Source organism: Thauera sp. ZXT1-4, assembly GCF_052598215.2.
The window spans coordinates 87,576-108,351 of record NZ_JBQWSN020000008.1 but is presented as its reverse complement, the minus strand read 5'-3'; the positions used below and the strand labels follow the sequence as shown (position 1 = coordinate 108,351).

The following is a 20,776-nucleotide window of genomic DNA, read 5'->3' as shown; positions in this document are numbered from 1 at the left end:
ACGCTGAAACCGCCCGTCTGCCGACGGATGCCGCACGTTTCGCACATGTCGCACATGTCGCACATGTCACGACTCGCGGCGCCAGGGCACTTCGACGCGAATCGCATCTCACGGGCAAGGCCCGAGTCGGAACAGCGCTGCGGGCCGACTGCAGCGTCTGCGTCCACGGCCATATGGTCTGGAATCACTCGATTTCTCCGGAGAGTCGGCCGATCTCGACCACCGCCAGGCGCGCCTCGGCTTCGGCCTGCAGCAACGCGAACTCGGTGTCGAGCACCTGTCGCTCGGTCATCAGCACGGCTTCGAAAACATCGGTCGAAGACGGCGCACCGGCAGCGAGCGCCGCACGGGCAGCGTCACGCCCGGCGCGGGCCTGTGGCAGCAGGCTGGTGCGCACCAGGCGCAGACGGTCCGTGGCGGATTGCCAGGCAGACCACGCTGTGCCGAGTTCGCCCGCGAGGCGGGTTTCGGTCGCCAACCGGCGCGCGTCGGCGGCCAGACTCAGGGCCGCAGTCTCACGCTCACGCGCGTCGCGAACACCTTGCTGCAGCGGGATCATCACCTCGAACATCAGATCCCAGCTCTCCTGCCCTCCGCGCGGGCGGTTGTAGGTGAGGCCCACGGCGTAGTCGGGCTGGCGCTCGCGGCGGGTGCGTTCGCGCTCGATGCGCGCGGCTTCGACGCCCACGGCCTCGGCCCTTGCCTCGGGATGCGCCTGCCGCACGCGTTCGACGAGACTTGGAAAGTCGAGCTTCGCAGGCAGGGGCGGCGGGTCGTCCGGGAGGGCAAGCGGCGCATCCGGCGTCCGCCCGAGCAGGGCGTTGAGGGCTGCCGCTGCGCCCTCCCTGCGCTGCGCGATGGAGAGCGCGGCAAGGCGTTCGGCAGCGTGGGCACGCTGCGCCTGCAGCACCGCCTGCTGGCTGCCGATGCCATTGCGGTAGCGCGCCAGCGCGCTCTCTTCCACGCTTTTCAGCAGGCGCTGCTGAGCGCCGTTCAGCCTGGCCTCGCGATCAGCCTGCCAGTACCGCAGCCAGACGGCACGCACCTGCGCTTCGAGTGTGCGCCAGGCGGCATCCTGCCCCGCCTCCGCCCGTGCGGCCGCCGTCCGCGCAGCATCGCGCTCCAGGGCACGCTTGCCCCAGCCGGGCAAGGGCTGCACCACGCGATAGCGGGTCTCGCCGACCTCGCCGGGCAGCAGCGCGGTGTTGCCGCCGCGCATGGTATTGGTGACATCCATCAGTTCCACCTGGAAGCGCGGATCGGGCAGCGCACCGGCGGCGCCGACGCGCTCGCGCACGGCCTGGGTCTGGTGGCGCTCGGCCGCGAACGCCGGGTTCGCCGTGCGGGCGAGCGCAACCAGCCCTTCCGCGCTCGCACCGGGCGAATCCTGCGCAGCGGCGAGCGGGGACGCGCCCAGGGACACCCCCAGCGACAACAACGCCGCGACACAAACCCGGCGCCACGCGGCACGTGTTGGCCGCCGCGTGGCGCACGCGGTCATGCCTGAAACCGGCAGGATCCCCGCCCCGCATCGCCGCTCCGTCCAGGCCGCGAAAGAAGTGTCCATCCCGAGACCCCGTCAGTCCTGTACGCGGATCTCGCTCGCCGTATAACGGCGCCCGTCCTTGCCGGCGATGAAGCGGACACGATCACCGACCTTCAGGGCCTCGAGCTGGGCCGACTCATCCACCTCGAAGGCCATGGTCATCGGCGGCATGCCGAGGTTCTCCAGCGGGCCATGCGCGATGGTCACGCGCTTGCGCGCAACGTCGAGGCGCTTGACCTCCCCCTCGGAGGGCGCGAACTTCGCCCCGTCCTCGGCCTCCACGATCGCCGGGGTTCCGTGGCCGTGATGGGCATCGTGCCCCTGTGCCGCCCCGGCGCGCGTCGTGGCAAGCGATGCGGCGAGCGCAACCCCGCAGGTGAGCATCACCCACAGCGCAGCCACCGGTCGATGCGCGGCCGCATGCTGAACCGCTGCGTCACGGGAAGGTGCAGATCGCGCACCTGCGTTGAAAACCCGCGCATGGCGCGCTGCGCCGGCCGGAGGGATGTCGTGATGCATGTGCCTTCTCCTGTTCTCTTCGGTGGGGTTCGGACGGTGGATTCAGGGCCATCGATTCCGCCAATACGAACCGAGTATGGAGAGCGGCGGTCGACCGCCTGCTGACGCGCGCATTACATTCCTGTCAGTTTCGTCCGCCGCGGCCGCAGCGAGGCAGAATCACGGCCATGAAGATCCTGATCGTCGAAGATGAACCGAAGACCGGCGACTACCTGCGCCAGGGCCTGATCGAGGCCGGCTTCGTGGTCGACCTCGCGCGCGACGGCGCAGACGGCCTGCATCTGGCACTCACGGGCAGTTACGACCTCATCGTGCTCGACGTGATGCTGCCGACCCTGGACGGCTGGGGCGTGCTGCAGGTGCTGCGCCGCAGCGGCCAGGACGTGCCGGTGCTGTTCCTCACCGCGCGCGATCAGGTCGAGGACCGGGTACGCGGGCTGGAGCTCGGTGCCGACGACTACCTGGTCAAGCCCTTCGCATTCTCCGAACTGCTCGCCCGCGTGCGCACCCTGCTGCGCCGCTCGCGCACGAAGGAGCCCGAGCAGTTGCGCGCCGCCGACCTCGAGCTCGACCTGCTGCGCCGCCGCGTGAGCCGCGCCGGTCAGCGCATCGAGCTCACCGCCAAGGAATTCGCCCTGCTCGAGTTGCTGCTTCGCCGCCAGGGCGAAGTGTTGCCACGCGCATTGATCGCCTCGCAGGTGTGGGACATGAACTTCGACAGCGACACCAACGTGATCGAGGTTGCGGTGCGGCGGCTGCGCGCCAAGGTGGACGATGCCTTCGAGCCGAAGCTGATCCGCACCGTGCGCGGCATGGGATACGTGCTCGAGGCGCCGCCGGAGCATGCGCGCACGATGCGGCCGGAGGGCGCATGAGCTTGCCGCGCAGCCTGTCGCTGACCGCCCGCCTCGCGCTGCTGTTCGCGGCGATGACGGCGAGCCTGCTGATCGTGGTCGGGGTGGTGATCGGGCGCGCGGTGGAGCACCACTTCCACGAACTCGACGATCACGAGCTCGCCGGCAAGCTGACCCTGGTCGGCAACCTGCTGCAGGGCGCGGACCCGGCGCACCCGCTGGACGAACGCCTGCTGCAACTGGACGACGCCTTCGCCGGCCAGGACACGGTGGCGGTGCTGCTGCGCGATGGCGACAGCCGCGTGCTGCATGCGATCCAGCCCCACTTCTTCACCCGCGCCCAGCGCGAGGGCGGCGAGTTGCCTGCGGCGAGCACGCCCTGGTCGCAGGACGGCCATGAGGTCATCGGCCGGGCGGCGCGCATCACGCTGCCTGAAGGGGCGGCGGAAGGCGGCGCCGTGCTTGCCCTGGTTGCCCTCGACGTTTCTCACCACATCCACTTTCTCGACACCTTGCGCCGCGGCCTGTGGCTGGGCATCTCGGCCGCGGCGATCGCCGCCGCGCTGCTCGGCTGGCTCGCCGCACATCGCGGCCTGGCACCACTGCGCCGGGTCACCGCCACCGCCGGCCAGCTCTCGGCCGAGCGCCTGGGCGAGCGCCTCGCCGAGGACGACGCGCCGGCCGAGGTGCGCGAGCTGGTGGAAGCCTTCAACGGCATGCTGGCACGACTGGAGGGCTCGTTCCGCCGCCTGTCGGAGTTCTCGGCCGACATCGCGCACGAGTTGCGCACACCGATCTCCAACCTGATGACCCACACCCAGGTGGCGCTTGCGCAGACCCGCAGCAACGAGGAGTACCGCGACGTGCTGGCATCGAACATGGAAGAGTTCGAACGCATCGCGCGCATGGTGGGCGACATGCTGTTTCTAGCGCGCGCCGAGGACGGGCGCCTGCCGCGCGGCGACGAGGCCGTCGCGCTGGAGGCCGAAGCGCACGCCCTGGCCGAGTTCTACGATGCGCTGGCCGAGGCGCAGCAGGTCAGCCTCACCGTACGGGGCGCCGCCGAAGTGCGCGGCGACCGCCTGATGCTGCGCCGTGCACTGTCCAACCTGGTGTCGAACGCGCTGCGCCACACCCCCGCTGGCGGTAGCGTGCGGATTCGCCTGCGCACAACCAACCGCCGCGGCACGCAGGCCGCAGCCGGCACCGACAGCGCCGCTCAGGAACCCGGCTGCGCCGCGCCGGCGGTCGCCGAGATCGAAATCGAGAACGACGGCGAGCCGATCCCGCCCGAACAGCTCGAGCGCATCTTCGACCGTTTCCATCGCGCCAGCGCCAACCGCCGCAGCCATGGCGAAGGTGCGGGGCTCGGCCTGGCGATCACACGCTCGATCGTGCACGCCCACGGCGGACACATCCACGCGCAGTCCGCAGCCGGCACCACGACCTTCAGCATTTCTCTTCCTGCCGAGGCCTCATCCTCGGCGCAGTCCCCGAACCCACAACGAAGCACACAGGAGCCCACCTCATGAGCACCAGCCATTACGACAGGCGCCCCCTGCCGCGCACCCCACTGCGCAGCTTCTTCGCTGCCGCCGTCCTCGGCCTCGCCACCCTCTCTCCGGCCCTCGCCGCCGATGAGGAGGTCGTCATGTACAAGGACCCCAACTGCGGCTGCTGCGGCAAATGGGCCGAGCACATGCGTGCGCAAGGTTTCACGGTGAAGGAAGTCGCCAGCACGCAGATGAGCCTTGTCAAGGAGGAGGCCGGCGTGCCGCAGGCGCTGGGCTCCTGCCACACCGCCCGGGTCGGCGGCTATGTCGTCGAGGGCCACGTCCCCGCCGCCGACGTGCGCCGCATGCTCGACGAAAGGCTGGCCATCACCGGCCTATCGGCACCCGGCATGCCGCTCGGCTCCCCTGGAATGGAAGGCCCCTACCCGGCCGCCCGCTACGACGTGGTCAGCTTCGACGCGCAAGGCAGGACGGCGGTCTTTTCCAGCCACTGAGCGCCGGCTCCCCGGTACACGCGGCCCGAGGCCCTTCACGACGCGGCCCCGCCCGGCCGCCGCTGGACTGCGCAGAGGGCACGACGGGCGCAGCTACGAGGCGGCCCCGGAGGGCCGCACCGTCGGCGCGCGTCTTGCCTCGCGCTGGACAAAACCCAGCTTGATCGCGCGCGCGCGTAGCTGTCCGCAGCCCGCATCCACGTCCTGCCCGGCCGACTGGCGCAGCTTGGTGAGGATGCCGCGGCGATGCAGCGTGCGCGCGATCTCGGCCGCGCGATCGGCACTCGGTCGTCGGTAGGCCAGCCCATCCACGGCATTGAACGGGATCATGTTCATCACCGCGTACTTTCCGGCGAGCAGGCGCACGATGCCCTCGATCTCATCCGCGCCGTCATTGACGCCTTCGATCAGCGTCCATTGGTACTGGATCGGATAGCCGCTGGCGCGCGCCCAGGCCTCGCCGCACTCGACCAGCGTGGCGGGATCGATGCGCGGCGCACGGGGCAGCAGTTCGGCCCGCAAGTCCGCCTTCGTGGTGTGCAGCGACAGCGCGAGCGCGGGCTTCACGGCCATCTGCGGCAGGCGCTCGAACACGCGTAGATCGCCTACGGTGGACAGCACCAGGTTCTTGTGCGGCACCGCACCCTCGGTACCGAGCAGCTCGATCGCCTCGACCACTGCGTCAAGGTTGTGCGCCGGCTCGCCCATGCCCATGAACACCACCTTGTGCACCCGGCGGCGCCGGCGTGCCAGCGCCACCTGCGCGACGATTTCGGCGCTGCCGAGCTGGCGCAGCAGGCCGTCCTTGCCCGTCATGCAGAACACGCAGCCCACCGCGCAGCCGAGCTGGGTGGACACGCACAGCCCCTCACGCGGCAGCAACACGCTCTCCACGGTCTGGCCGTCGGCAAGCTCGACCAGCAAGCGCGTACCCTCCTCGCCCGGGTGCTCGGAGCGCACGCGGGCAAGCGCGAGCAGCCCCGCCTCGAGTTCGGGCAGCGCCATCTGCAGGGCCTTGGGCAGGCGATTGGATTCGGTGTGCGGACCGCCATCCAGCGCGCGACCCTGCAGCCAGGCGCGCAGCAGCCGGCCTTCGTGGCTGGGACGGGCGCCAAGCGCGCGCAGGCGCTGGCGAATCTGTTCGACGTTCATGGCGCGCGATGCTAGCACCTCGACCGGCCCCATGTGCGCACGATCGTGCCCGGGGGCGGGACCGCACGACCCGCCCCCCCGGAAACACGGCCCCTGGTGTCCGACCGGAGGCATCCGCCCTCTATAATCGACGCTAACCGTTTCGAGGAAACCTGCATGTCCGATCTGCGCTTCGAAGGCTCACAAGACTACGTCGCCACCCCCGACCTGATGCTCGCGGTCAACGCGGCAATCCGCCTGCAACGACCCCTGCTGATCAAGGGCGAGCCCGGCACCGGCAAGACCATGCTCGCGGAGCAGGTGGCCGCCGCCCTGGGCCTGCCACTGCTGCAGTGGCACATCAAGTCCACCACCAAGGCGCAGCAGGGTCTGTACGAATACGATGCAGTCTCGCGCCTGCGCGACTCGCAGCTCGGCGACGACCGCGTCAAGGACATTGGCAACTACATCGTCAAGGGCGTGCTGTGGCAGGCCTTCGAGGCCGAGCAGCCAACCGTGGTACTCATCGACGAGATCGACAAGGCCGACATCGAGTTCCCCAACGACCTGCTGCGCGAAATCGACCGCATGGAGTTTCATGTGTACGAGACGCGCCAGACCATCCAGGCGCGCCACCGACCCATCGTCTTCATCACCTCGAACAACGAGAAGGAACTGCCCGACGCCTTCCTGCGCCGCTGCTTCTTCCACTACATCCGCTTCCCCGACCGCGACACGATGCAGCGCATCGTGGACGTGCATTTCCCGGGCCTGAAGAAGGCGCTGCTCGCCGAGGCGCTGGAGGTTTTCTTCGGGCTGCGCGACGTCCCCGGACTGAAGAAGAAGCCCAGCACCTCGGAGCTCATCGACTGGCTCAAGCTGCTGGTGGCCGAGGACATCCCGCCCGAGGCGCTGCGCAGCAGCGACGGCCGGACAGCGATTCCGCCGCTGCATGGTGCGCTGCTCAAGAACGAACAGGACATGCACCTGTTCGAACGCCTGGTGTTCATGGCGCGCCACAATCGCTGAGCGGTCCCCCATCGGCGGACCAGCCGCTGCCGACCCGGTACCCGCGGAACGAACCACCATGCTGATCGACTTCTTCCTGCACTTGAAGACACGCAAGCTGCCAGTCTCGACGCGCGAGTTCCTCGCCATGCTCGAGGGCTTGCACGCGCGGGTCTGCGGCCCCTCGCTCGAGGACTTCTACTTCTACGCCCGCACCTGTCTGGTCAAGGACGAGTCCCTGTACGACCGCTTCGACCAGGCTTTCGGCGAGTACTTCAAGGGGGCCAGCCAGGCGCCGGGTCTGGAAGCGGAGCTGCCCGAGGAATGGCTGCGCGCCATGGCGAAGAAGCACCTCTCGCCCGAGGAACGCGAAAAGCTGGAAAAGCTCGGCTGGGACAAGCTGATGGAAACGTTCCGCAAGCGCCTCGAAGAGCAGAAGGGGCGCCACCAGGGCGGCAACAAGTGGATCGGCACCGGCGGCAGCTCGCCTTTCGGCAACTGCGGCACCCACCCCGAAGGCATTCGCGTCGGCGGCGAGTCTGCCGGCAACCGCACGGCGGTGAAGGTGTGGGACAAGCGCGAGTTCCGCAACCTCGACGATTCGGTGGAACTGGGTACGCGGAACATCAAGGTCGCACTGCGGCGACTACGCCGCTTCGCCCGCGAGGGTGCCACCGAGGAACTGGACCTGGACGGCACCATCGCCGCAACGGCGCGCAATGCCGGCTGGCTCGACCTGATGATGCGCCCAGAGCGTCACAATGCGGTGAAGGTGCTGCTGTTCCTGGATGTGGGCGGCTCGATGGACGACCACATCAAGGTGTGCGAAGAGCTGTTTTCCGCCTGCCGGCTGGAGTTCAAGCATCTCGAGTACTTCTATTTCCACAACTGCGTGTATGAGGGCGTGTGGCGCGACAACCATCGGCGCCATTCCGAACGCACCGCACTGCTCGACGTGATCCACAAGTACGGGTCGGACTACAAGCTGATCTTCGTTGGCGACGCGACCATGAGCCCGTATGAGATCCTGCATCCGCACGGCTCGGTCGAGCACATGAACAGCGAGGCCGGCGCCACCTGGCTGCGCCGCCTGCTCGACGCCTACCCGGCCGCGGCCTGGCTGAACCCCGAGCCCGAGCGTCTGTGGCCCTATCGCAAGTCCATCGAGCTCATCCAGCAGATCATGGGCGCGCGCATGTATCCGCTCACGCTGGATGGCATCGGGCGTGCGATGCAGAACCTGTCGAAGAAGCACTGACCACGCGCAATACAGGCAAAAAGAGAGCGACCCGTCGGGTCGCTCCAACTGCTGTCCGCATCAGTGCAAGAACACCAAGGGAACACGTTCGCCCGGCCCGCCCACGGGGCCGGCCGAGTGTCATTCGGTAAAGGGCAGCGGCTGCATGCCGAAGCCGTCGTCGAGGTTCTTGATCTGGCGGAGAAGCTTGTCCAGTTCGCTCTGCAGGCTGACCAGCCCTTCCTCGTCCATCAGGCGCAAGGCTTCGGGTAGTACGCCCCGTGCGGGAGAAGGCGCTCTGGTGAGCAAGGCGTTGCCTTCCTCGGTCAGATAGAGCCGCACCACGCGCTGATCCGCGCTCGTGCGCTGCTTGCGCAGCAGACCCGCGGTTTCCAGCCGATCGACCATGTTCGAGGTCGTCGATTGGTGCAGCGCCATACGATTCGCCAACTCACCCACCCGCAAGCCATCGGACTCGCGGAGTTCCTGCAAAGCCCAAAGCTGTGCACCTGTAACGCCACTCTGCCGCTCTATCCACTGCGAGTGCCGCTGCGCCGTGCGGATCAGGATCCTGAAACGTTGCAGCACGGACAACGGGGTTGCCGGCAGCGCCGGCTTCTTCACTTTCTGTTGCGATTCCGCCATTTGAATCTCGTGGAAACTATATTTGTTCAAAGCTTCATTGTCAAAAAAACATCACAGCGTGCAGCGGCAGCTATGGTAGCGGTATCGTTCACCTTGCGCATGTGCAACATTGCAAAAAAACAAACGTTTCCGCGCCCGGCACACCCCGAACCCCGAAAGCGCTGAACCGCCGCCAGGCACCCGATGACGATCGAACCCACACCCGAAACAAGCAGTCGTACAACCCCGCGCAAGCCTGGCCGCTGGGCGCCCGCCCGCCTGCTGCGCGGCGGAAGACGCTACTTCCTTCCCTGGCTCTCACTGCGGCGCTGGCGGGTCCGCCTGTTGCTCGTCGGCGCGGCACTGTTCGCCGGGCTGATCGCGATCGCGTTCGCGATCGGGGCCGAACTCGCAATCGCCACGCACGCATCGATCATCGGCGAGCACCCGTGGCTCACGCTGCTGATCGCCCCCGGCGGCTTCGCCGCGCTCGCCTGGATCTCCTTCCGCCTGTTCCCCGGGACCGAGGGCAGCGGCATCCCGCAGGCAATCGCCGCATCGGCATCCGACGACGGACGGGTGCGGCGCAAGCTGCTTTCGCTGCGCATCGCGATCGCCAAGGTCTTCCTGACCTTGGGCGGCCTGCTCAGCGGCGCATCCGTCGGCCGCGAGGGGCCTTCGGTGCAGATCGGCGCCTCGGTGATGCTTCTGCTGTCGAGCCGCAAGCGGCGGCGGCGCATCGCGTCGAGCCGCGACCTGATCGTCGCGGGCAGCGGCGCCGGCATCGCGGCTGCATTCAACACCCCGCTCGGCGGCATCATGTTCGCGATCGAGGAGATGTGCCGCTACCACGCTTTCCGCGCCAACAGCACCACTCTTACCGCAGTCATCTTCGCCGGTCTGATGTCGCTCGCAGTGCTCGGCAACTACACCTACTTCGGCCGCACACTGGCGGCCATCGGCTGGCCGGACGGCATCTGGCCCGTGCTGGCCTGCGGCGTTGCAGGCGGGCTGCTGGGCGGCATCTTCACGCGCGTGCTGATCGCAAGCGCGCGCGGGCTGCCCGGACGTCTGGGGCTCATCGCGCGCACCCGCCCGGTGGCCTTCGCCGGCATGTGCGGCCTGCTGACGGCGTTGATCGGCCTGGCAAGTGGCGGACTGACCTACGGTACCGGCTACGCCGAATCCAAGGCCGCCCTCGAAGGCAGCGCGGCCCTGCCGGTCGCCTTCACGCTGATGAAGATGGCGGTGATCTGGCTGGTCTTCGTTTCCCGCATTCCGGGCGGCATCTTCGCGCCTGCACTCGCAGTGGGCGCCGGCCTGGGGTCAGACGTCGCGCTGCTGCTGCCCGGCGAGCCCGACCCGGCGATCCTGGTGCTGGGTATGGTGGCCTTCCTCGCCGCGATGACGCAGGCCCCGATTACATCCTTCGTGATCGTCATGGAGATGACCGCGAACCACCAGATGCTGCTGCCGCTGATGGCGACCGCAGTGGTCGCACACAGCGTTTCACGTTCGGTCGCGCCCGTGCCGCTGTATCACGCGCTCTCGCACGCATGGCTGCGCAAGGCGCACCGGCAGGTGGAAGCCGCCGCTGCAGGACAAGCCGCGCAGAGCAGCGCCGCGGCAGCCACCGGGCAGGATGGCGCAGCCGCAGCGGCCAAGTCGACGCCGGAGCCGGTTTCCATCGAGTCAGGCACGGCGCCCGAGCCGAGCACTGTGACAGAAACTGCACTGCCTGCCGAGGAGACGCCTGTCCCCGACGCGCCGAGCGCGGTGGCAGCGACACCCGATGCCCCCCTTGCGCCCGATGCGCCAGCGCCCGGCGGCCGGCCCGACGCCACCACCTGAATGCACAAGGGCGGCCACCTTCGGGCGCGCCGCCCCTTTTTTTCCCCTCGCGCTGGAGAGGCCGACTCAGTTGCCGCTCATCGCCATCATCAGCTGGTTGATGCGCTTCACAAACGTCGCCGGGTCATCGAGCGTACCGCCCTCGGCCAGCAGCGCCTGATCGAACAGCACCGCCGCCCAGTCGTCGAAGTGCTTGTCCTCGTACTTCAGGCGCAGCACCGCCGGATGGCTGGGATTGACCTCGAGGATAGGCTTCGAATCCGGTGCGCTCTGGCCCGCGGCCTTGAGGATGCGCGCCAGATTCATGCCCAGGTCGTGCTCGTCGGCCACCAGGCAGGCAGGCGAATCGGTCAGGCGCAGGGTCACTTTCACATCCTTGACGCGTTCGCCCAGGCTCGCCTTCATCTTGTCGAGCAGTTCCTTGTACTCGTCGGCAGCCTTCTCGGCTTCCTTCTTCTCGGCCTCGTCCTCAAGCGCACCCAGGTCCAGGCCGCCCTTGGCGACAGAGACCAGCGGCTTGCCGTCGAACTCGGTGAGGTTGCCGGTCACCCACTCATCGACACGGTCGGACAGCAGCAGCACCTCGATGCCCTTCTTGCGGAAGACCTCGAGATGCGGGCTGTTCTTCGCTGCGTTGAAGGTCTCGGCGGTGACAAAGTAGATCTTGTCCTGGCCTTCCTTCATGCGGCCGATATAGTCGGCGAGTGAGACGACCTCATCCGGCGTGTCGAGTTGGGTCGAGGCGAAGCGCAGCAGGCCAGCGATCTTCTCCTTGTTGGCGAAGTCCTCGCCCACTCCTTCCTTGAGCACCTTGCCGAATGCCTTCCAGAACGCAGTGTACTTCTCCTTGTCCGCGGCCTCGTCGCTGTTGGCCAGGCTCTCGAGCAGGGTCAGCACCTTCTTCGTGCAGCCGGCGCGGATGGTGTCGATGTCCTTGGACTCCTGCAGGATCTCGCGCGACACGTTGAGCGGCAGGTCGGCCGAATCGACCACGCCGCGCACGAAGCGCAGGTAGGTCGGCATCAGCTTCTCGGCGTCGTCCATGATGAACACGCGCTTCACATACAGCTTGATGCCGTGCTTGGCGCTGCGGTCCCACAGGTCGAAGGGCGCGTTCTTCGGGATGTAGAGCAGGTTGGTGTATTCGTGGCGGCCTTCGACGCGCGAGTGGGTCCACGCCAGCGGGTCCTCGAAGTCGTGCGCAACGTGCTTGTAAAAGCCCGTGTACTCGTCGTCCTTGATGTCGTTCTTGGCGCGTGTCCACAGCGCGTTGGCCTGGTTGACCGTCTCGTCCTCGTCGGTCAACACCTGCGCCTTCTGCTCCTCGCTCCATTCCTCCTTCTTCATCACGATCGGCTGCACGATGTGATCGGAGTACTTGCGGATCAGGCTCTTGAGCTTCCACGATGACAGCAGGTCTTCCTGGCCTTCGCGCAGATGCAGGGTGATCTCGGTGCCGCGGCTGGCCTTGTCGACCTGCGCCACAGTGTAGGCGCCAGCTTCGTCGCCGGCCATCGAGCACTCCCACTTCACGCCCTCGCCGGCAGCCTGACCGGCGCGGCGGGTGAGCACGGTGACGCGATCGGCGACGAGGAAGGCGGAGTAGAAGCCGACGCCGAACTGGCCGATGAGGTTGGCATCCTTCTTCTGGTCGCCCGTGAGCTGGCCGAAGAACTCGCGCGTACCGGACTTGGCGATGGTGCCCAGGTGGGCGATGGCCTCGTCGCGGCTCATGCCGATGCCGTTGTCGGCGATGGTGATGGTCTTGGCGTCGGCGTCAAAGCCGATGCGGATCTTCAGCTCAGCGTCGTCTTCATAGAGCGCGCCGTTGTCGAGCGCCTCGAAGCGCAGCTTGTCGCAGGCGTCGGAGGCGTTGGACACGAGCTCGCGCAGGAAGATCTCGCGGTTGGAGTACAGCGAGTGAATCATCAGGTGAAGCAGTTGCTTCACCTCGGCCTGGAAGTTCAGGGTCTGGGACGATGCATTGTTCGGGTTCTGCACTTCGGACATGTGACTGCGGCTCCGTCTGTTTGATCAGGACGGAGCCGCAGATGGGGGCGTGTGCCCGCGCTTTCAAGTACCGGCCCGCGCATGCGAGCCAGTCCTCAACAGCGGAAGCGACCGACGAGCTGGTTGAGGTCGCCGGCAAGCTGCTCCATGCGTTCGGCGAGCTGCGCCATCTCGACCATCTCGGTGGAGGTGTTCTCCGCCATCGAGGTGATCTTCTCGACCTGCTGGGCGATCTCCGTCGCCGCGGAGCTCTGCTCCCGGGTGGCAAACGCCACGCCGCGGATCTTCTCCAGCGCCTCGCCGGCGCCCGAGCGGATCTGGTGCAGCGACTCGGTGGTCTCATCGACCAGCGCAACCCCGCCTTCCACCTGCGCCGAAACCTCGGCCATCGCTGCCACCGTGCCACGGGTCTCCGTCTGGATGCCTTCGATCACCTTCTCGATCTGCACCGTGGCAGAGGCCGTGCGCTCAGCCAGACCGCGCACCTCATCCGCGACCACCGCAAAGCCACGTCCCTGCTCACCGGCCCGTGCGGCCTCGATCGCAGCATTGAGCGCGAGCAGGTTGGTCTGCCCCGCGATCTCCTTGATCACGTTCGCGATCGAACCCACCTCATCGGCACGTGCAACCAGGTGCTGGATCTTTTCGGCCGCAGCGCCCACCTTGGCAGCGATCGAGCGCATCTCCGTCACGACGCGTTCCGCCCGCCCCGCGCCCTCCTGTGCAAGCTCGGACGTGGCCGCGGAGTTCTCCTCGGCATGGCGGGCACCATCGGAGATGTGCTCCACGCTCACCGTCATCTGCTCGACGGCCGCCGCGATGGAGGCGGTTGCATCGGTCTGCGCGGCCGATGCCCTGGAAACCACCCGTGAGGCCTGAGAGATATCCTGCGCAGTTCGGGTCAGCTGCCCTGAGCTCTGGCCGATCTCGCCGACCATGGAGCGCAGCTGACCGAGCATGTTCGATAGCGTGCCGAGCAGGCTTTCGCCCCCCGCCCGGTTCCGGACCTCGACATCCAGATGCCCATCCGCCGCGCGGCGCATGATCTCGTTCGCATAGACCGGCTCTCCACCGAGCGCGGAGACCACGCCGCGGACCACCCACCAGGAGATCAAGCCCAGAATCACGACCACGGCGAGCACGAATGCGCCGAGCCTCATCGCCGCATCGCGCATCGAGGCGTCGATGTCGTCCACATACACGCCGGTTCCCACGATCCAGTCCCACTCGGCGAACATCTTCACGTAGGACAACTTCGGCTGCGGCATGTCGGACCCCGGACGTGGCCACAGGTAATCGACGAAGCCCGCGCCATCGGCGTGTGCGACGCGCACGAACTCGCGGAACAGGTATTTGCCCTGTGGATCGCGATTCTCCGACAGATTCCTGCCCTCGAGCTCGGGGCGGATCGGGTGCATCACGATCACCGGCCCGCTGTCATTCACCCAGAAATACTCGTTACCCTGATAGCGCAACGCGCGCAGTGCGGCCTTGGCCGCTTCCTGTGCGCTCGCGCGGCTCATCGCCCCGTTGCGCTCCAGGGCGTGGAAGTGCGCGATCAGGCCATGCGCCACCTCCACCTGGTTCTTGATGTTGCGCTCGTAGCCCTCGGCCATCTGCCGGTACTCATCGCGCACGGCCACCGCGGTGAGCAGCGCCAGGCCGGCCATCGCGACCACGACCATGAGCGAAATACGCTGCACGATCGACATTGATTTAAGGCTCATGATTCTTGTCCCTGTCTTGTAACGACGCCGACCCAAACCCCAGAGCGCGGCGACCTCCCCTGTGCCCGGTATCGGTGAAAATCGTCCTGACTTGAGCCATTTACTTCACGGCCGTCGCGAAAACCTCCATAAAAGGCGCAGGTGGTCATCCCGCTCGCATTTCAGACGTAGGCGATGTCCACGATCTCGAGTTCACGCGGCCCGGCCGGACTCTGAAAGCGCACGACCTCCCCCGCCCTGGACTTCAGCACCGCACGCGCGAGCGGAGAGATCCAGCTGATACGCCCCTGCGAGGCGTCGGCCTCATCGACCCCCACGATCTGCAGGGTCTGTTCCTCTCCGGTTTCGAGGTCGCAGAAGCGCACCGTGGCACCGAAGAACACCTGCTCCAGGCCTTGCTGGCGCTCGGGATCGACCACCTCGGCGTTTTCGATGCGTTTGATCAGGAAGCGGATGCGGCGGTCGATCTCGCGCAGCCGCTTCTTGCCGTAGATGTAATCCCCGTTCTCCGAGCGGTCCCCGTTGCCCGCGGCCCAGGCCACGGTCTCGACCAGCTTGGGGCGCTCGAAACGCACGAGCTGATCGAGTTCGGCACGCAGCGCGTCATAGCCGCGGCGAGTCATGTAGTTCTTGCTGCCGGCGGGCAGGCGCAAGCCCGGTGCGAGCGCCTCTTCGTCCTCGTCCCCGTCGGGCTCCTTCACAAAGGCCTTGTTCATCTTCAGCCCGCTTCGATCACCAAAGTGCGGATGGTACGGACTGGATCGCACTAGCGCCAACCCACCTGCCGCCCGCCGCCCCGCAGCAACCATCCCCGACGCATTGTCAGCCCAGGCCGGGCCGCATACCATTGGGAAAAAATACGGTGCGGGTGCGCCCTTCAGCATGCCGCGCGAAACATCGGGGGAGCGCATTCATGACAAACCAGCAATTCGACGAGGTCACCAGCCTTCGCACGCGACTCGAGGAGCTTCGCCTCGAGCACCGCGACCTCGACGACGCAATCGCCCGCTTCGCGCAGCAGCCGCCCGAAGACGAGCTCATGCTGCGGCGCTTCAAGAAACGCAAGCTCGCACTGAAAGACCGCATCGCTGCGATCGAGCACATGCTCGACCCCGACGAATACGCTTGATGCATGCTTCCCCCTGCCGGGTTCCGATGGCACGATCGTCGCGCATTGAGACAGGCGCTTGGACGCCAGGGCAAGCCCCCATCAAACATCGTCCGTGACGATTCACACACAAACTCAGCGCTCAAAATGGGTACCATTCTCAACGCGTAAGCTGCTCCCGGGCTGTCGGTGCCGGCGAGCAGTTCCATGTCTCCGAGACCAGGACAATGGCCATTCCGCCCGCAGTCCAGCAAATCAGCACACCCGATCCGTACCGCGGGCAAGCAGGTTTCGTCCACACGGTGCTGCTGGTGCTCATCGCCTGTGTGGCCACCCTTACCGGCAGTGCGCACGCAAGCCAGACGGTGCGCGTGGGTCTCTACCAGAACAGTCCCAAGGTTGGCATCACCGCCGAGGGGCGCGGCGAAGGGATCTTCATCGACATCCTCGAGGCCATCGCCGCGCGTGAAGGCTGGCAGATCGAGTACCTACCCGGATCATGGGGAGAAGGCCTGGCCCGGCTCGAAGCGGGTGAGATCGACCTGATGCCGGACGTCGCGCGCGACGCCGAGCGCGAGATGCGATTCCTGTTTCATGATGAGCCGGTGCTGTCGAGCTGGAATCAGATCTATACCCTGCCGGGCGCAGGCGTACGCGCGCTGCCGGACCTTGCGCAGAAACGCATCGCCGTGCTGGAAGGGTCGGTGCAACAGGATCAACTGCAGCAGTTGCTGGCCACGTTCAGCCTGAGCGCAACGCTGCGTGCCTATCCCAGCTATGCAGAGGCCTTCGCCGCGGTCGCCGCGGGGGAATCGGATGCGGCGGTAACGAACCGCTTCTTCGGCATTCGTCATGCCGCGCAGTTCGGTCTGGTCGACACGGCAATCATCTTCAGTCCCTCCCGCCTGTTCTACGCGATGAAGAGGGGCGCTGACCCCTCCCTGCTGGCCACAATCGACCGTCATCTGCTTGCGATGAAAGCCGACCCCAACTCGGTATTCTTCCAGTCCCACGCCCGCTGGACCGTGCAGGCGGAGAGCCCGAAGACTGCCCTTCCGGCCTGGGTTGTCAAAGTAGCCATGCTGGTGATCGGGCTGCTCATCGCAAGCGCCCTGTGGGTGTGGATGCTGCGGCGGCAAGTCCGCGTGAAGACGCGCGAGATCACGCAACGCAACGAGGAGATCACGCGCCTTGCCCACGGGCTCGAGCAGCGCGTCGCCGAGCGCACCGCCGAGCTCGCCGACACCAACCGCGAACTGCTCACCGCCAAGCACGCCGCCGAGTCCGCCGACCGCCTGAAATCGGCCTTCCTCGCCACCATGAGCCACGAGCTGCGCACACCGCTCAACTCCATCATCGGCTTCACCGGCATCCTGCTGCAGGGGCTCGCCGGCCCCCTGAGCAACGAACAGGCCCACCAGCTCGGAATGGTCCGGGACAGCGCCCGCCACCTGCTGGCGCTGATCAACGACGTCCTCGACATCTCGAAGATCGAGGCGGGCGAATTGCGTATCGCCCACGCGCCCTTCGATCTTGCCGCTTCGGCCGAGAAGGTGGCCGGCATCGTTCGTCCTCTTGCGGAACGCAAGGGCCTCACGCTCGAACTCGACAAGCCGCCCGTCCCCTGCGTCATGACCGGAGACGCGCGACGCGTCGAACAGATCCTGCTCAATCTGCTGACCAACGCGATCAAGTTCACCGAGCACGGTCGCGCCACCCTCCAGCTCGAGTATCCGGCGCCTTCGGCCGGGGACGAGCACATCGTGGCCGGCGCTGGTCCCACCGTAGCGAAACTGACCGTACGCGACACGGGGATGGGAATCCGCGCCGAGGATATGCCACTGCTCTTCCAGCCCTTCCGTCAGATCGACAGCGCGCTCTCGCGCCAGCACGAGGGCACGGGCCTGGGGCTGGCAATCTGCAAGCGGCTGGCAACGCTCATGGGCGGAGACATCACCGTCGAAAGCGAATGGGGCCACGGCAGCCGATTCACCCTCACGTTACCGCTCGACACGGCCGCGGTATCACACGGGAGAGAGTCATGAACCGGAGCATCCTGCTGATCGAGGACAACCCTCACAACCGCTACCTCGCCTGCTTCCTCCTCCGCGCTCGCGGATGGGAGGTGATCGAGGCCGAGGACGGCCCCGACGGCCTGCGTGTCGCTGCCGACGTCGCGCCGGCCGTGATCCTGCTCGACATCCAGTTGCCCGGGATGGATGGCTACGAAGTCGCGCGCAGGCTGCGCGCAAACCCCAGCCTCGCAGAAGTTCCGATCATCGCGGTGACTTCCTACGCCATGCCCGGCGACCGCGAGCAATGCCTCGCCGCAGGCTGCACGGGCTACATCGAGAAACCCATCGACCCCGAACACTTCGCCGAAGAGGTGGAGCGTTACCACGTGGAGACCGACGCATGAGGAAGATCCTGATCGTCGACGACCGCACCGACAACCGGTACCTGTTGCGCGCACTGCTTCAGGGGCACGGCTTCACAGTGGAAGAGGCCGACAACGGCATTGCAGCGCTGGCCTCGGCCCGGACACACCGACCCGATCTGGTCATCAGTGATCTGCTGATGCCGGCCATGGACGGCTATACTCTGCTCCGCGAGTGGAAAGCGGACCCCAGCCTCGCACCAATCCCCTTCGTCGTCTACACCGCAACCTACACCGAACCGCGCGATGAGCGGCTCGCACTCGACCTGGGCGCCGACGCCTTCATCGTCAAGCCTGCAGAACCCGACGTCTTCATGCACGCGGTGGAGAACGTCCTCGCTGCCACGGCAGCCGACAAACAGCCTGCAGCCAAGCCGCGTACCGATGAAAGCGTCGTGCTCAAGGAATACAACCAGGTTCTGATCGGCAAGCTCGAACAGCGCAGCGCACAGCTCGAGGCCCGGGTGGCCGAGCTGCAGCAGGCCGAGTGCCGTCTCGAACGCCTGAACCGCCTGTATGCGGCGCTCAGCGCGACCAACCACACCATCGTCCACGCTGCCGATGCTGCCGACCTGCTGCAGGCGACCTGCCGGATCGCCGTCGAACGGGGCGGACTGGCGGCAGCATGGATCGGCCTCCTCTCCCCCGGCAGCGAAGAACTCCGCGTGGCCGCGAACCATGGCGCACCCCTGCCCTGGCTCGAGCACCTCGCGCCACTGACCACGCAGCCGCCCCCGCGCACTCCTGCGGAGATCGCAACCGCCTCCGGACGCACCTATCTCTGCAACCGCCTTCAGGCTGACGCTGCACTGGTGCACCTGCATGAAGCGTTTGCGCAGGCAGGGGTCGAGGCCGCGGTCGCCGTCCCGTTGCAGCTGGACGGGTCGGTGAACGGCTGCTTCACCCTGTTCGCCCGAGAAGCCGGGTTCTTCGACGACGCCATGACCGAACTCGTCACCGAGATGGCATCGGACATTGCCTTCGCGCTGGAGAACTTCGAACGCGATGCACGCAGCCAACGCGCAGAAGAAACCGCCCATCTGCTGGGCAGGGCAGTCGAGGCCTCGGCCAACGGCATCATGATCACTGACCCGCGCCAGCCGGACAACCCGCTCATTCATGTGAACCGCGCCTTCGAGCGCATCACCGGGTACAGTGCATCCGAAGCGCTCGGGCGTAACCCCCGCTTCCTCGCGGCCAGCGACACCGGACAACGCGGCCTTACAGAGCTCCGCATGGCGATCAAGTCGGGGCGCGAGGTCGAGGTCGTGCTGCGCAACTACCGCAAGGACGGCAGCCTGTTCTGGAACGAGCTCAGCGTTGCCCCGGTGTACGATGCGGCCGGCCGGGCGACGCACTGCGTTGGCGTCATCAACGACATCACCGAGCGCATTGCCTACGAGGAAGCGCTCGAGCGCCAGAACAACGAAGACCCCGTGACCGGCCTCGCCAGCCGCAACCTGCTGCGCGACCGCAGCAACCAGGCGATCGCCTTCGCGCGCCAGGACGGGCGGGCGCTGGCCCTGCTGCTGATCGACCTCGACAATTTCAAGCGCATCAACGACGGTCTCGGTCATGACGCAGGCGACCAGATGCTGAAGGAGATCGCCCGCCGCATCCGTGGCTGCGTGGACGCCCACGACACCGTCGCCCGCCTGGGCGGCGACGAATTCGTCGTCATGCTCGCCGACCTCGCCAGCCCCCAGACGGCAGCCCTGGTGGCAGCACGGATCCTGCGTGCGGTGCGCACGCCGATCGTCGCGCACGGCCGCGAGGTCGAGATCTCGGCCAGCATCGGTGCCAGCGTCTTCCCGCAGGATGATGACGACTTCGACGCGCTGCTTCGCGACGCCGATGCGGCGATGTATCGCGCCAAGGACGCCGGACGCAACACCTTCCGCTTCTACACCTCGGACATGAACGCGGAAGCGGTCACCAAACTCGAGATGGAGGCTCGACTCCGGCGCGCGATCGCGCAGAACGAGCTCGTGCTGCATTTCCAGCCGCTGTACGAGGCGCAATCGGGCCGCTTGTTCGCGGCCGAAGCGCTGGTTCGCATGCGTGCTGCGGACGGTGGGTTGATCCCCCCCGGAAACTTCATCCCGCTCGCGGAGGAGACCGGACTCATCCTCGCAGTCGGCCGCTGGGTCATGCTCGCCGCCTGCCGTGAGGCGCGCCGCTGGATCGACATGGGACGGGAGATGCAGGTCGCGGTCAACCTCTCTGCCCGCCAGTTCAACGACACCGGACTCACCGAGCACATCCACGACTGTCTCGCCGAAACAGGCCTCCCCGCACGCCTGCTGAAGCTGGAGATCACAGAGAGCATGGTCATGTGCAATGCCGCCCAAGCCGCACAGATCCTCTCGGGCCTCAAGGCGCTCGGGGTGGGCATCTCGGTGGACGACTTCGGCACCGGCCACTCCTCGCTGGCCTACCTGCGCCGCTTCCCGCTCGATCAGCTGAAGATCGACCGCAGCTTCGTGCACGACGCCGCGCAGGACGGGGACAGCGCCGCGATCGTCCGTGGCATCATCGCCCTGGCACGCAGCCTGCGGTTGCAGACCGTCGCGGAGGGCGTCGAAACGGCAGAACAGGCCCGATTCCTGAAGGACGCTGGATGCGACCTCCTGCAGGGCTATTACTTCAACCGCCCGCTCGAATCCGAAGCGCTGGCCCGCCTGCTCGCCACCTGAATTCCCCCGGAGACTCCAAG

17 protein-coding genes are annotated in these 20,776 nt (G+C 66.9%); 10 read left to right on the top strand and 7 right to left on the bottom strand.

Going from position 1 to position 20,776, the window contains the following annotated elements; genetic code table 11:
- Positions 1-184: 184 nt before the first annotated feature.
- Together ACUH78_RS08685 and ACUH78_RS08680 are read right to left on the bottom strand one after the other, a co-directional pair.
- Entirely contained in the window at positions 185-1,567 is a 1,383-nt protein-coding gene (locus ACUH78_RS08685) for a TolC family protein (protein ID WP_445333256.1), read from the bottom strand.
- 12 nt (positions 1,568-1,579) lie between these two features.
- Positions 1,580-2,065, bottom strand: a complete 486-nt coding sequence (locus ACUH78_RS08680; protein ID WP_445333255.1) for a copper-binding protein — start codon at positions 2,063-2,065, stop codon at positions 1,580-1,582.
- Between the two features lie 167 nt (positions 2,066-2,232).
- On the opposite strand from ACUH78_RS08680, the gene ACUH78_RS08675 reads away from it, so the two are divergent.
- From ACUH78_RS08675 to ACUH78_RS08665, 3 genes are read left to right on the top strand one after another with little or no spacing between them, the layout of a single operon-like run.
- Positions 2,233-2,940, top strand: coding sequence for a heavy metal response regulator transcription factor (locus ACUH78_RS08675; protein ID WP_418363405.1), 708 nt, complete (start codon positions 2,233-2,235; stop codon positions 2,938-2,940).
- Entirely contained in the window at positions 2,937-4,451 is a 1,515-nt protein-coding gene (locus tag ACUH78_RS08670; protein ID WP_445333254.1) for a heavy metal sensor histidine kinase, read from the top strand. The genes ACUH78_RS08675 and ACUH78_RS08670 overlap by 4 nt, the downstream gene beginning before the upstream one ends.
- Positions 4,448-4,927 carry a DUF411 domain-containing protein gene (locus tag ACUH78_RS08665; protein WP_445333253.1) on the top strand — a complete coding sequence of 160 codons (480 nt, stop codon included), beginning with the start codon at positions 4,448-4,450 and terminating at the stop codon, positions 4,925-4,927. Before ACUH78_RS08670 ends, ACUH78_RS08665 begins: the two co-directional genes overlap by 4 nt.
- A gap of 93 nt (positions 4,928-5,020) precedes the next feature.
- Here the strand turns inward: ACUH78_RS08665 and ACUH78_RS08660 are convergent, their stop codons facing one another.
- Positions 5,021-6,079 (bottom strand): RNA methyltransferase, encoded by a 1,059-nt coding sequence (locus ACUH78_RS08660; RefSeq protein ID WP_445333252.1) that lies wholly within the window; start codon positions 6,077-6,079, stop codon positions 5,021-5,023.
- A 156-nt stretch (positions 6,080-6,235) separates the two neighbouring features.
- Between ACUH78_RS08660 and ACUH78_RS08655 the strand changes: the two genes are divergently transcribed.
- The gene (locus tag ACUH78_RS08655) at positions 6,236-7,087 is read left to right on the top strand and encodes an AAA family ATPase (protein WP_418363409.1); all 852 of its coding nucleotides are present in this window, start codon (positions 6,236-6,238) and stop codon (positions 7,085-7,087) included.
- A gap of 58 nt (positions 7,088-7,145) precedes the next feature.
- The gene (locus ACUH78_RS08650) at positions 7,146-8,324 is read left to right on the top strand and encodes a vWA domain-containing protein (protein WP_445333251.1); all 1,179 of its coding nucleotides are present in this window, start codon (positions 7,146-7,148) and stop codon (positions 8,322-8,324) included.
- 120 nt (positions 8,325-8,444) lie between these two features.
- On the opposite strand, the gene ACUH78_RS08645 is transcribed toward ACUH78_RS08650, so the two are convergent.
- Positions 8,445-8,948 (bottom strand): MarR family winged helix-turn-helix transcriptional regulator, encoded by a 504-nt coding sequence (locus ACUH78_RS08645; RefSeq protein ID WP_418363411.1) that lies wholly within the window; start codon positions 8,946-8,948, stop codon positions 8,445-8,447.
- 183 nt (positions 8,949-9,131) lie between these two features.
- Here ACUH78_RS08645 and ACUH78_RS08640 point away from each other — a divergent pair, with 183 nt between their 5' ends.
- Complete coding sequence (locus ACUH78_RS08640) at positions 9,132-10,778, top strand: chloride channel protein (RefSeq protein WP_445333250.1); 1,647 nt, start codon at positions 9,132-9,134, stop codon at positions 10,776-10,778.
- A gap of 66 nt (positions 10,779-10,844) precedes the next feature.
- Here the strand turns inward: ACUH78_RS08640 and htpG are convergent, their stop codons facing one another.
- From htpG to greB, 3 genes are all read right to left on the bottom strand, one after another.
- On the bottom strand, positions 10,845-12,788 hold the full coding sequence (htpG, locus tag ACUH78_RS08635; RefSeq protein WP_445333249.1) for a molecular chaperone HtpG: 1,944 nt from the start codon (positions 12,786-12,788) through the stop codon (positions 10,845-10,847).
- Positions 12,789-12,883: 95 nt separating this feature from the next.
- A complete protein-coding gene (locus tag ACUH78_RS08630; RefSeq protein ID WP_418363414.1) occupies positions 12,884-14,515 on the bottom strand; it encodes a methyl-accepting chemotaxis protein in 1,632 nt (543 codons plus the stop codon).
- A 161-nt stretch (positions 14,516-14,676) separates the two neighbouring features.
- Entirely contained in the window at positions 14,677-15,231 is a 555-nt protein-coding gene (greB, locus tag ACUH78_RS08625) for a transcription elongation factor GreB (protein WP_418363415.1), read from the bottom strand.
- Between the two features lie 197 nt (positions 15,232-15,428).
- On the opposite strand from greB, the gene ACUH78_RS08620 reads away from it, so the two are divergent.
- From ACUH78_RS08620 to ACUH78_RS08605, 4 genes are all read left to right on the top strand, one after another.
- Positions 15,429-15,644, top strand: coding sequence for a YdcH family protein (locus ACUH78_RS08620; protein WP_418363416.1), 216 nt, complete (start codon positions 15,429-15,431; stop codon positions 15,642-15,644).
- Between the two features lie 206 nt (positions 15,645-15,850).
- Complete coding sequence (locus ACUH78_RS08615) at positions 15,851-17,668, top strand: ATP-binding protein (RefSeq protein WP_445333248.1); 1,818 nt, start codon at positions 15,851-15,853, stop codon at positions 17,666-17,668.
- The gene (locus tag ACUH78_RS08610) at positions 17,665-18,042 is read left to right on the top strand and encodes a response regulator (RefSeq protein ID WP_418363418.1); all 378 of its coding nucleotides are present in this window, start codon (positions 17,665-17,667) and stop codon (positions 18,040-18,042) included. The genes ACUH78_RS08615 and ACUH78_RS08610 overlap by 4 nt, the downstream gene beginning before the upstream one ends.
- Positions 18,039-20,756 carry a two-component system response regulator gene (locus ACUH78_RS08605; RefSeq protein WP_445333247.1) on the top strand — a complete coding sequence of 906 codons (2,718 nt, stop codon included), beginning with the start codon at positions 18,039-18,041 and terminating at the stop codon, positions 20,754-20,756. Before ACUH78_RS08610 ends, ACUH78_RS08605 begins: the two co-directional genes overlap by 4 nt.
- The last annotated feature ends 20 nt before the right edge of the window (positions 20,757-20,776 follow it).

Coding starts and splice junctions, on each gene's coding strand:
- ACUH78_RS08685 (WP_445333256.1), bottom strand. CDS start 1,567: ATGGACACTTCTTTCGCGGCCTGGACGGAGCGGCGATGCGGGGCGGGG.
- ACUH78_RS08680 (WP_445333255.1), bottom strand. CDS start 2,065: ATGCATCACGACATCCCTCCGGCCGGCGCAGCGCGCCATGCGCGGGTT.
- ACUH78_RS08675 (WP_418363405.1), top strand. CDS start 2,233: ATGAAGATCCTGATCGTCGAAGATGAACCGAAGACCGGCGACTACCTG.
- ACUH78_RS08670 (WP_445333254.1), top strand. CDS start 2,937: ATGAGCTTGCCGCGCAGCCTGTCGCTGACCGCCCGCCTCGCGCTGCTG.
- ACUH78_RS08665 (WP_445333253.1), top strand. CDS start 4,448: ATGAGCACCAGCCATTACGACAGGCGCCCCCTGCCGCGCACCCCACTG.
- ACUH78_RS08660 (WP_445333252.1), bottom strand. CDS start 6,079: ATGAACGTCGAACAGATTCGCCAGCGCCTGCGCGCGCTTGGCGCCCGT.
- ACUH78_RS08655 (WP_418363409.1), top strand. CDS start 6,236: ATGTCCGATCTGCGCTTCGAAGGCTCACAAGACTACGTCGCCACCCCC.
- ACUH78_RS08650 (WP_445333251.1), top strand. CDS start 7,146: ATGCTGATCGACTTCTTCCTGCACTTGAAGACACGCAAGCTGCCAGTC.
- ACUH78_RS08645 (WP_418363411.1), bottom strand. CDS start 8,948: ATGGCGGAATCGCAACAGAAAGTGAAGAAGCCGGCGCTGCCGGCAACC.
- ACUH78_RS08640 (WP_445333250.1), top strand. CDS start 9,132: ATGACGATCGAACCCACACCCGAAACAAGCAGTCGTACAACCCCGCGC.
- htpG (WP_445333249.1), bottom strand. CDS start 12,788: ATGTCCGAAGTGCAGAACCCGAACAATGCATCGTCCCAGACCCTGAAC.
- ACUH78_RS08630 (WP_418363414.1), bottom strand. CDS start 14,515: ATGAGCCTTAAATCAATGTCGATCGTGCAGCGTATTTCGCTCATGGTC.
- greB (WP_418363415.1), bottom strand. CDS start 15,231: ATGAACAAGGCCTTTGTGAAGGAGCCCGACGGGGACGAGGACGAAGAG.
- ACUH78_RS08620 (WP_418363416.1), top strand. CDS start 15,429: ATGACAAACCAGCAATTCGACGAGGTCACCAGCCTTCGCACGCGACTC.
- ACUH78_RS08615 (WP_445333248.1), top strand. CDS start 15,851: ATGGCCATTCCGCCCGCAGTCCAGCAAATCAGCACACCCGATCCGTAC.
- ACUH78_RS08610 (WP_418363418.1), top strand. CDS start 17,665: ATGAACCGGAGCATCCTGCTGATCGAGGACAACCCTCACAACCGCTAC.
- ACUH78_RS08605 (WP_445333247.1), top strand. CDS start 18,039: ATGAGGAAGATCCTGATCGTCGACGACCGCACCGACAACCGGTACCTG.